This is a genomic window from Desulfogranum marinum (genome assembly GCF_016918565.1).
Taxonomy (GTDB): domain Bacteria; phylum Desulfobacterota; class Desulfobulbia; order Desulfobulbales; family Desulfobulbaceae; genus Desulfogranum; species Desulfogranum marinum.
This window is the reverse complement of record NZ_JAFFQD010000014.1, coordinates 101,121-111,822: the sequence shown is the minus strand read 5'-3', so window position 1 is coordinate 111,822 and position 10,702 is coordinate 101,121. Positions and strand designations below refer to the sequence as shown.

At 46.9% G+C, this 10,702-nt stretch carries 8 protein-coding genes; 6 read left to right on the top strand and 2 right to left on the bottom strand.

Annotated features, from left to right (window positions below; translation table 11 throughout):
* Positions 1–101 precede the first annotated feature (101 nt).
* On the top strand, positions 102–785 hold the full coding sequence (locus JWH17_RS09905; protein ID WP_205222453.1) for a fumarylacetoacetate hydrolase family protein: 684 nt from the start codon (positions 102–104) through the stop codon (positions 783–785).
* Positions 786–1,155: 370 nt separating this feature from the next.
* On the opposite strand, the gene ilvD is transcribed toward JWH17_RS09905, so the two are convergent.
* Positions 1,156–2,985: a dihydroxy-acid dehydratase gene (gene ilvD, locus JWH17_RS09900; protein WP_232371017.1), complete on the bottom strand. Its 1,830-nt coding sequence runs from the start codon at positions 2,983–2,985 to the stop codon at positions 1,156–1,158.
* Between the two features lie 273 nt (positions 2,986–3,258).
* Between ilvD and JWH17_RS09895 the strand changes: the two genes are divergently transcribed.
* The 4 genes from JWH17_RS09895 (at position 3,259) to JWH17_RS09880 (ending at position 8,073) form a co-directional block, all read left to right on the top strand.
* Positions 3,259–4,437, top strand: coding sequence for a type IV pilus twitching motility protein PilT (locus tag JWH17_RS09895; protein WP_205222447.1), 1,179 nt, complete (start codon positions 3,259–3,261; stop codon positions 4,435–4,437).
* A gap of 44 nt (positions 4,438–4,481) precedes the next feature.
* Positions 4,482–5,162, top strand: a complete 681-nt coding sequence (locus tag JWH17_RS09890; RefSeq protein ID WP_205222446.1) for a hypothetical protein — start codon at positions 4,482–4,484, stop codon at positions 5,160–5,162.
* A 741-nt stretch (positions 5,163–5,903) separates the two neighbouring features.
* Positions 5,904–7,640 (top strand): 30S ribosomal protein S1, encoded by a 1,737-nt coding sequence (locus JWH17_RS09885; protein ID WP_205222445.1) that lies wholly within the window; start codon positions 5,904–5,906, stop codon positions 7,638–7,640.
* Positions 7,641–7,788: 148 nt separating this feature from the next.
* Positions 7,789–8,073, top strand: coding sequence for an HU family DNA-binding protein (locus tag JWH17_RS09880; protein ID WP_205222444.1), 285 nt, complete (start codon positions 7,789–7,791; stop codon positions 8,071–8,073).
* A 94-nt stretch (positions 8,074–8,167) separates the two neighbouring features.
* Here JWH17_RS09880 and JWH17_RS09875 read toward each other — a convergent pair whose 3' ends face one another.
* The gene (locus tag JWH17_RS09875) at positions 8,168–8,794 is read right to left on the bottom strand and encodes an L-threonylcarbamoyladenylate synthase (RefSeq protein ID WP_205222443.1); all 627 of its coding nucleotides are present in this window, start codon (positions 8,792–8,794) and stop codon (positions 8,168–8,170) included.
* Positions 8,795–9,153: 359 nt separating this feature from the next.
* Between JWH17_RS09875 and guaB the strand changes: the two genes are divergently transcribed.
* Positions 9,154–10,614, top strand: coding sequence for an IMP dehydrogenase (gene guaB / locus JWH17_RS09870; RefSeq protein WP_205222442.1), 1,461 nt, complete (start codon positions 9,154–9,156; stop codon positions 10,612–10,614).
* Positions 10,615–10,702 lie beyond the last annotated feature (88 nt).

Genomic DNA, 10,702 nt, shown 5'->3' with positions numbered 1-10,702 from the left:
GAAATAGTTAATCAAGTAATTTTAGCGACTTACTAAAAAAACTTTACCAGGAATCGTAAAAAGAGCATCCCTTAAAAGGCGATTTTCTCTTACTAAATCAAATAAATAGCTTCTCGCGGACAGACACTAGCAAGATAATCGCTCTTGGACTGAATTATATCGACCATATCAAGGAGAGCCAATCCGTTGATGTCCAGAACTTTACGGATGAAATCCCCGCTGAACCGGTGCTTTTTGTCAAGACACCCAACGTCCTCATTGGCCCGGATCAACCCATTATCCTACCTCGATTTGTGAATGCATACGGCTTTGAAAATGTGCGAACTGATTATGAGGCGGAACTTGCCCTGATCATCAACGACAGAGTAAAGAATCTGGACGAAAACGAGGCCATGGAACATATTTTCGGCTTCACCTGCTTTAACGATATCAGCCAACGTAACCTGCAAAAGACCGACAAGGCGGGGTGGTTTCGCGGCAAATCACTGGATACGTTCGGCCCCATCGGGCCGATTATTATTCCACCCCATGCACTGGAAGATCCGCAAAACCTGGAGATCACCTGCCGCTTAAATGACCAGGTGGTGCAGCATTCCAACACCCGGCACATGCTGTTCAAAATTCCGGAAATTGTCGCCTATGTTTCCAAAAATTTTACCCTGGAACCGGGCGACATCATTATAACCGGCACTCCGAGCGGGGTGGGTCCTCTTCAAGACGGGGATGTGGTAGAGGTGGAGATAGACAAAATCGGGACGCTGCGCAACCCGGTAAAGGCAGAGTAGCCCGAATTTCTCATGAACTTTTTGATTTCAAACTCAATCAACTGATATTATTGCTCAAAAAGTAATTACACAATTAACAGTCTGTTTTTCGTTTTCAATCAAAAAGTTCCCCCTTCGGGTCAATAGATTTTTCCGCAGGATCTTCGTTACAAACCACTTGCGGTAGGTTACTACCGGAGTCTTCGCTTACCTGCTGCGCGGCTTGTGCCTTGTCCTGCGAAAAACTTTATTGATGAAAAATCCGGGGTAGCAACAAACGGATCAACTTCCATTGCTGTTATTCTCCAAACACAAACAGGACTCTGAAGCATTTGCATCGCATGCCCCAGAGTCCTGCAGGTCCATCATATAATCAAATACAAAAAAAGTTCTACTCAGGCAAAACTCGAACAGCTCCTTTATCTGCCGACGAGGCAAAATGGGCATATATTTTGAGTGCTGTGGAAACGGTTCTGTCCCGATCTGGTGTATATGCTGCAGCCCCTTTGTTTTCCTCTGCCAGTTTCCGTGCATTGAGCTCTTCGTCATCAACAAGCAGATTAATGGAACGTTCAGGTATGTTAATATCCACAGAATCACCATCACGTACAAGGGCAATAGCACCGCCACTAGCCGCTTCAGGCGATACATGACCGATGGACAACCCGGAGGTACCTCCTGAAAATCGCCCGTCGGTTACCAAAGCACAGGCAGCGCCAAGGTGCTGTGACTTTAAATAGGAGGTTGGGTACAACATTTCCTGCATCCCCGGTCCCCCCTTAGGCCCTTCGTACAGGATAAAGACTATGTCCCCTGCCCTGATTTTGCCATCAAGTATTCCCTCGCAGGCGGCTTCCTGAGAATGAAAGACACGGGCCGTCCCCTTGAAATGGAGGATGGACGGATCCACTCCGGCAGTCTTTACGATACAGCCATCTACAGCAATATTACCATACAGTACAGCCAAGCCCCCATCTTTAGAATAGGCATGCTTCATGTCGCGGATACACCCGTTCGCACGATCAGTGTCAAGCTCAGGGTACGTCGCATCCTGTGAGGCCATGACCAGATTACGTTTCCCGCCCGGTGCGCTATAATATAACTGCTTCGCCTCTTCGATCACGGTTGGCCGCATGATGTCGTAGCGATCCAATGCTTCCTGCAACGTCAGCCCATCGGCACGGTATACACTTGTGTCCAGCAGGTTACCCCGGTCCAGTTCTCCGAGGATAGCAAGAATTCCTCCTGCCCGGTTAACGTCTTCTATATGGTAATTTGAATTTGGTGCTACCTTGGAAAGGTTGGGAACGCACTTGGACAACTCATTCATGTCAGCCATGGTGTAATCCACCCCTGCCTCATGTGCAATGGCAAGGAGGTGGAGGACGGTATTGGTGGAGCCTCCCATGGCAATATCGAGAGACATGGCGTTATTAAAGGCTGCTTTAGTGGCAATGGAGCGGGGAAGCACCGAGTCGTCTTCATGCTCGTACCAGGCATCGCACATGGCAACAATACGCTGGGCAGCCTGCTCAAAAAGACGCATACGAACGGCATGGGTGGCGACAACGGTTCCGTTTCCAGGCATTGCAAGCCCCAGGGCTTCATTGAGGCAATTCATGGAGTTGGCGGTGAACATCCCTGAGCAAGACCCGCAGGTGGGACAGGCAGAACGTTCGATAATTTCCACCTCTTCGTCACTGACACTGTCATCAGCGGCCATGACCATGGCGTCTACCAGGTCAAGAGCCTTGTCGGCCGCTTTTCCCGCTTCCATGGGACCACCGGAAACAAAAACAGCGGGAATATTCAACCGCATTGCTGCCATGAGCATCCCAGGGGTGATCTTATCGCAATTGGAGATGCATATCATCGCGTCCACCTTATGCGCATTGCACATATACTCCACAGAATCAGCAATGAGATCTCTGGACGGTAATGAGTAGAGCATTCCGTCATGCCCCATGGCTATACCATCGTCAATAGCAATACTGTTGAACTCAGCAGCAAAACAACCCTGGCTCTCGATCATGGATTTTACCTGCTGGCCAATTGCATGGAGGTGCACATGACCGGGTACAAACTGGGTAAAGGAGTTGACAATAGCAATTACCGGCTTGCCGATCTGTTCTTCCTGCATGCCGTTGGCCCGCCATAGGGCTCTGGCGCCCGCCATTCTTCTTCCGCTCGTTGTCTCTGCACTTCTTAATGGAATTGCCATGCTCTCTTCTCCCTTAAAACTAAAAAATTACATTACGTATGTTTACAGCAGTTCGCCTGACGGCAGTAAATCCGCAAGACCGACAATGCGGTTCCCAGCAACAGCTCAACTCCTGTTTTTCTGACACTTTCCTGGGGAGATCCCAGGTATGATGGATAAAAAAAGGAGCCTGTCGCACTGGCCCGTTTTTTTATTTTTTTCTTGTATTTTACTGTTAGTCCGCGATAGTACCTTATTAGAGACCTTTGTCAATTCTATACTGGTAGATACAATATGAAGCAGCAGGAGATTAATTATTGGATAACCTCTATGCTCAACAAGCATAAGCGGGTGTCCGACCTTAATATTACCGTTGGTAAGACCTTACAGGTTGAAAGTGATGGTGCTCTGGTTTCGGTGGACGTTCAGCCACCGGTCACAGAACTGACCCCTTTTCAATCAGAGGTGTTTGCTTTAAATATCATCGGCGGTAATAAACGGCTACTCAGAGATCTGGTCACCAAAGGTTCATGTGACCTTTCCTATTCTCTGGATGATAAAACCCGCTTCAGGGTAAATATATTTTCCCAACGGGGGTATTATTCTACGGTTCTCCGAAAACTGGAAACGACCATCCCTACCATCAAGGGGTTTCAATTTCCCGATGCCTTTTCCAAGATGTCGAAAGAGGTGAATGGGCTCATCCTTTTTACCGGGGCCACCGGAACCGGCAAGACCACTTCCATGGCTGCCATACTCAACCGAATCAACGAAACCCGTCCTGTTCACATCGTAACCCTGGAAGACCCTATTGAATACGTTCATCCACACAAGATGGCCACGTTTAACCAGCGTGAACAGGGGGATGATTTTGACTCTTTTGCAAACGGCCTCCGGGCTGCTCTTCGTCAGGCACCAAAGGTAATTCTGGTCGGAGAAATACGGGACAGGGAAACCCTGGAAATAGCTCTTACCGCTGCGGAGACCGGTCACGTTGTTTTTTCCACTCTCCATACTATCGACACAGGCCAAACCATCAACCGTATCCTGGGTATGTTTGAACAGGATGAACAGCCCCAGGTCCGTAATCGACTGGCAGACACTATCCGCTGGGTGGTCAGCCAGCGTCTGCTGCCTCGTATTGGTGGAGGACGGATCGCAGCCCTGGAAGTTCTTTGTACCAGTCTGCGCATAAAAGACCTGATCATCAATGGCGAGACAGAAGAAAAAACCTTCTACAATGTCGTCAAAGAGGGGTCGACACGGGACATGCGCACCTTTGACCAGCATTTACTGGAACTGTTTGAAACCGGTTTGATAACCGAAGAGTCAGCTCTCTCCTACTCCTCCCATAGAAGTGAAATCAAACGGGGTATGGATACCCTCAAGGCTGCTCGTGGTGAACGTACTTCAAGCATCAGCGGGTTGCACATGGAAGAGGAAGAAAAAGACCTGTTTGACAACTGGTCGTAAGATAAGCACTCTATATGCATAATTATTCTTGGATATAAATCACCATGATCAATCAATGCCCCCATTGTCAGGGAAACATACGTTTTAATCCGGACCAGCAAGGCAAACTGGAACAGGCTCTGGCAAAACTGGAACAGGGCCAGTTGCTTACACTCAAATGTCCCCACTGCCAACAGTCGATTAAAATTAACAAAGATGGACAATCACCCTCAATCGGGGGCACAATCCAACCTCCGCAACCGCCAAATCTTGATTGGCTTACCAGTGGCGTCTTTCAAGGTGAGGAAAAAGTAGAAGATGTGCCCATGGCCCTGGTCTTGTATCAGCCATCAGCTGTTTGCGATACTATTTGCAGTGCAGTGGAGTCTGTGGGGTATCAGGTTGTTCGCGCCGAAACATCACAAGAAGCAATTGAAAGGATGCGTTTTGTAAATTTTGCCTGTGTGGTCTACCAAGCTGATCTCGAAGGAGCCCTTGAGCAAGCAACGTTCCACAGATACCTTAGCAAGATGTCCATGGAAAGACGACGCTATATATTTTATATCCTTATTGGACCTGTTTTTCACACCCTCTACAATCTGGAAGCAATGGCATACAGTGCAAACCTGACTGTCAATCTTGACGATATCAAATACTTGGATGTTATTCTTCACAAGACAATTCCAGATTACGAAGAGCTTTTCGGCCCGATAATGGAAGAACTCGGAGCGTATGGCAAGCGGTAAAAAAAAGAATTAACCTGCCGCCCTGTCTGTTGTTTCAATAAGCAGCGCATCAAGAGAATGGCCTCTTACTTATTGATGGACTCGTAAAAAGTCCATCACACACTAAAGATGGCTAAGTACAAAACCTGCGCCTTGTAGATCGAACTTTTGTACTTAGCCATCACTTATCTATATATTTTAAAAAGGGGCCTACTACAACACATCTCCCAGGGCATTACCAGCGTCCTTCACTGAAGTGAGCGCCTTGCCGACATTATGCCCCCTTGTTCCATTACCGGCTATCTTGAACAATTATCATTTAGCCCGATCTTCCCGAGTCTTGTGCTTATCTCGTTATGCTTACAATCTAGTAACGTAACTCTTCAGCAGCACCCCAACTCCCCACGATCTGCCGGCCCGGCATACCGATGTACCGAAATCGGGGCTTATTTGCTAATCGGTCAGCTTGAGAACATTTGGAGCACTGCTGAATATTTACTTAGTTGCTCCTCAAGGAGCTATCAACCCCGTGAGTAGTTCGTCGATAACTTTGAACCTGATGCTGCCCGAACAAACTGGAATCCAGACATAAAAGCTAAAAAATACAGTTTTTCAACAAGAAACAGTTGTTTTTCCAGATCAACTCTGTTATTTGTTCCGATTTGGAGTAGTGGATGGAATTTATTTCTTCCCTATAAAGTCGTATAACCATTAACCTATTAAACGGCCGGTTTACACTGGTCAAAACAGGAACAACAATCCATGACTGACAACCGAACTCAACCCGCATCAGCGGCAGATGACAATAGCTTCGAAGAAATGAGTTTTGCCGAGCTCTTCGAGCAGGAAGAAAACAACACCGTTATAAATGTTGGCGAAGTCGCCATTGGGGCGGTCGTTGATATTAACAGCGATGCAGTTTTAATCGATGTCGGAGACAAAGCTGAAAGTTATATTTCTTTATCTGAATTCCGTCACGAAGACCCAGACAGGGTCATCAAAATCGGTGATGAATTTGAGGTATTTATCGAAAAGAGAAAAGAAGAAGGTGGACTTCTTCTCTCTCGAGAAAAAGCCATTGCCATTAAGGTTTGGGAGAAAATTGCGCAAATCCAGGAAGACGACGGGACTATTGAAGGTCGAATCGACAACCGGGTCAAGGGCGGCATGTCCGTTGACATCGGTGTTCCAGCCTTCCTCCCATACTCTCAAATTGACCTGCGCCCCGTAAAAGATCTTGATGCTCTGATCGGCCAGACTTTTGAGTTCAAAATTCTGAAGTTCAACCGCAAACGCAACAATGTGGTAATCTCCAGACGTGCTATCCTTGAGGAACAACGTGCTGCAATGCGTGAGCAGATGCGCACCACCCTTGAGGAAGGCCAGACCATTCGTGGCGCAATTACCAACATTACCGACTATGGTCTGTTCATCGACCTTGGCGGCATGGACGGCCTTTGTCATATTACCGATCTCTCCTGGGGGCGTGTTTCCCACCCATCCAAACTGTACACAGTGGGTGAAGAAATTGAAGTTAAGATCCTTAAATATGACAAAAATTCCGATCGTGTATCACTCGGTGTCAAGCAGTTGAAATCGGATCCATGGGAAGACGTGCCTGAACAGTACCCAGCCGGTGCTCAGGTCACAGGTAAAGTTGTTTCCATAACTGACTACGGTGTGTTCGTTGAACTGGAAGAAGGTGTAGAAGGACTTGTTCATATTTCTGAGATGAGCTGGTCTAAAAAGCCTCGTCACCCATCCAAGGTTGTGGCAGTTGGAGATGAAATTGACGTTCAGGTGCTCAATGTTGAAGCCGAAACAAAGCGTATCTCACTGGGTATGAAGCAACTGCAACCCAACCCATGGGATGTTGTTGAAGAAAGCTATCCAGTTGGCGCAGTCATAGAAGGCAAGATCAAAAACATTACTGATTTTGGTATCTTCATCGGCATTGAAGAAGGAATTGACGGTCTCATTCATGTGTCTGATCTTTCCTGGACTGAGCGCATCAAGCATCCGTCTGAAAAATATGCAAAAGGTGAGACCATTCAGGCGGTTGTCCTGAAGATCGACAAGGAAAACGAGCGATTCTCTCTTGGCGTAAAACAGCTCGAGCCCGATCCTTGGCAGGCCGCAGCCAATAACTATCCCATTGGCTCCACTGTGGAAGGAACCATTACCAATGTAACGGATTTCGGTGTTTTTGTTCAGCTGGAAGAAGGTATTGAAGGTTTGGTACATGTCTCTGAAATTTCAAGAGACAAGGTTAAAACACCGGTTGGCATGTTCAATGTTGCCGACACTCTCCAGGCCATGGTGATTAACGTATCTGCTGATGACCGGAAGATCGGTCTTTCTGTAAAAGCGCTCGAAGAAAAAGATGATAATGATGGAGAAGTTCCTGAGGAATACGCTCAGAAACAAACTGCAGGACCATCAACTTTTGGAGACCTTTTGATTGCCGCCGCTGGTGAGGACGACGAAAATAAGTCCTGATAGACAAGGGAAAATCTGGTAGCAATAGGATGTTTTGGTATCGTCGAAAAACGATATTGAAACATCCTTTTCTATTATACCGCATAGGCAGGATTCGTTGCCCCCACACTCAACAATGCGGAAGAAGATATTAAAAGGATGAATTATCATGCTTAAGCGTGAACTGGTCAACGCGGTGTCAGCACAACTTGGTGATTATTACAAACAGGATATCGCCCAAGCAGTTGAAATTATACTTGAAGAAATAGCTCAAGCACTTGCCGAAGAAAGAAGAGTTGAAATTCGTGGTTTTGGCAGTTTTTCAGTCCGAACAAGAAAACCACGGACGACAAAAAACCCCAAAACCGGCAAAATGATGGATATACCAGCTCGTAAAACCCTTCATTTTACGATGAGTAAATCATTGAAGGAGGTTTTAATAAAGGCTGAGTAACTGGTACTGTACATTATAAGAAAAGCCGGTAACTGATTTCAGATACCGGCTTTTTCTATTAGATGACAGCTATGCCATAGTTCAGGGATACTTTTTAGAGAAAAGGTTCGACTTCGCCTTTTCCTTCTCGCAGTATTTCCGGAAAATCTGAGATAAGAGAAATGACGGTAGATGGGTCAGGATAGACCTCACCGCCATCAATGATAAGATCCACCAGGTTACCGAACAGTTGATCGGCATCATAGCCGTCTAGAATACTGGTCACCCCTGATTCATCATCTTCAGCTGTCGCGCTGGTATTAAGGACCGGGTTACCAAGTTTCTGCAAAAGGGCCTGACAGATAGGGTTATCAGGAACGCGTATACCAACCGTCTTCTGTTTGGTGAGCATTATCTTGGGTACCAGCTTGGTGCCGGGCAAGACAAAGGTATAGGCTCCAGGTAAATTCTTTCGCATTAAGCGATAGGCAACGTTACCCACATGCCCGTACTCACTGATATTCGTCAGTGACGAGCACATAAAACTAAAAGGTTTATGCTTGGGTCGCTTTTTAATCTGATAGACACGCTGGACAGCTTTTTTGTTGAAAATATCGCAGCCGATGCCATACATGGTATCGGTAGGGTAACAGATTACACCACCTTTTTTCAGGGTCTCCACCACTTGCGCGATGAGTCGCGCCTGCGGATTATATGGATTGATTTCAAGTATCCTGGCCATTGGTAAATCGTGCCTTGCTTTTCAGTAAAAAAGGCGAAAGGGATATAACAAAATATTCCCGCTGCTGAACGGCTCAGAAGTAAAGCAGGAACAGCCTAAAAAATCCAGGGATTTTTTCATGTCCGCTTATTTCCTTTTAAACAAGAACATGCTACATTTTCAGCTCTACTCATATACCAATGCACAATTTCTAACCCAGCACACTTTTGTACAGGCCTCTCATTACGAGCTACACAAAGAGAGCTGTTGTTCTTTCCACAGATATTACATCCACACCTGCATACAAACCAAAGGTTTGGATCGATTACATTAAACCCAAAGCATCCGGCATTAATGACGCCACCGCATCAGGAGAGTTTATGCTTAACAAAGACATTCCTCTGGCCCTTACTTTTGATGATGTACTTCTGGTTCCAGGTCCGTCAGAGGTACTTCCTTCTTTAGTATCCTTAAAGACCCGCCTGACACGGTCCATTGACCTTTGTGCTCCGCTTGTGAGCGCGGCCATGGATAGTGTCACCGAACATAAAACCGCCATTGCCATGGCAAGGGAGGGAGGACTTGGTATAATTCATAAAAATATGAGTATAGAAAGCCAAGCCAAGGAGGTTGAACAGGTAAAAAAATCTGAATCCGGCATGATTGTAGACCCCATCACCGTAGCCAGTACTCAGAGTGTGGCTGAAGTACAGGCCATAATGGGAACCTATAAAATTTCCGGCCTCCCTGTACTTGACGGCAACAAGCTGGTCGGGATTGTAACCAACCGAGACTTACGTTTTGTCTCTGATGACGGCCTACGCGTCAGTGATGTTATGACCAGTAAAAACTTGGTCACGGCGCCGGTTGGTATCTCGCTGGAACACTCGAAGGCCCTGCTCCATGAGCACCGAATTGAAAAACTGTTGGTCGTGGATGAAGCCGGCAACCTGAAAGGCCTGATAACCATTAAGGATATAGAAAAAATAAAAAAATATCCCCATGCCGCCAAAGATGAAATGGGGAGGCTCCTTGCCGGAGCTGCCATAGGTATCGGCCCGGAAATGCTTGAACGAACCCAAGCATTGGTTAATGTGCATGTCGACGTGGTCACCCTTGATTCGGCCCACGGCCATTCAAAAAATGTTCTTGATGGTATTACCGAGATTAAGAGTCATTTTCCCAACCTGCAGGTCATTGCCGGTAATGTCGCCACTGCAGAGGGTACAGCGGCATTAATTAAAGCAGGTGCTGATAGCGTCAAAATTGGCGTTGGTCCAGGATCGATATGCACCACCCGTATTATTGCCGGTGTCGGCGTCCCACAATTAACGGCATTAAAAGACTGTGTTGCCGAGGCCGGCAAACATAATATCCCTGTTATTGCCGATGGTGGTATCAAATACTCAGGCGATATCTGTAAAGCCATCGGCATTGGCGCTCACTCGGTTATGATCGGTTCTCTTTTTGCCGGCACCGATGAAACACCAGGGGAGACCTTTCTCTACCAGGGGCGTAAATACAAGGGATACCGCGGCATGGGCTCCATTGGGGCGATGAAAAAAGGTTCAAGCGACCGTTATTTTCAGGAGCAACAAGAGGGGAGTAAACTCGTACCGGAAGGCATTGAAGGGAAGGTACCATATCGCGGCCCCATATCGGAAATGATCTACCAGCTCCTCGGCGGACTCCGCTCGGGCATGGGTTATACAGGTGCGGCCACCATTGAAGAGTTGCACAAACGTGCCCGTTTCGTCCAAATATCAGCTGCCGGGCTCCGTGAATCCCATGTTCATGACGTTATCATTACCAAAGAAGCGCCCAATTACCGAACAGAGTAAGTTTGCCCCGGATTTCTCGTAGATAGCATGTTCTTCAGTATTTTGGCTATGAATCCAGTCTTCGCTTACCCGGAGTCTTCGCTTACCT

Coding starts and splice junctions, on each gene's coding strand:
- ilvD (WP_232371017.1), bottom strand. CDS start 2,985: ATGGCAATTCCATTAAGAAGTGCAGAGACAACGAGCGGAAGAAGAATG.
- JWH17_RS09895 (WP_205222447.1), top strand. CDS start 3,259: ATGAAGCAGCAGGAGATTAATTATTGGATAACCTCTATGCTCAACAAG.
- JWH17_RS09890 (WP_205222446.1), top strand. CDS start 4,482: ATGATCAATCAATGCCCCCATTGTCAGGGAAACATACGTTTTAATCCG.
- JWH17_RS09885 (WP_205222445.1), top strand. CDS start 5,904: ATGACTGACAACCGAACTCAACCCGCATCAGCGGCAGATGACAATAGC.
- JWH17_RS09880 (WP_205222444.1), top strand. CDS start 7,789: ATGCTTAAGCGTGAACTGGTCAACGCGGTGTCAGCACAACTTGGTGAT.
- JWH17_RS09875 (WP_205222443.1), bottom strand. CDS start 8,794: ATGGCCAGGATACTTGAAATCAATCCATATAATCCGCAGGCGCGACTC.
- guaB (WP_205222442.1), top strand. CDS start 9,154: ATGCTTAACAAAGACATTCCTCTGGCCCTTACTTTTGATGATGTACTT.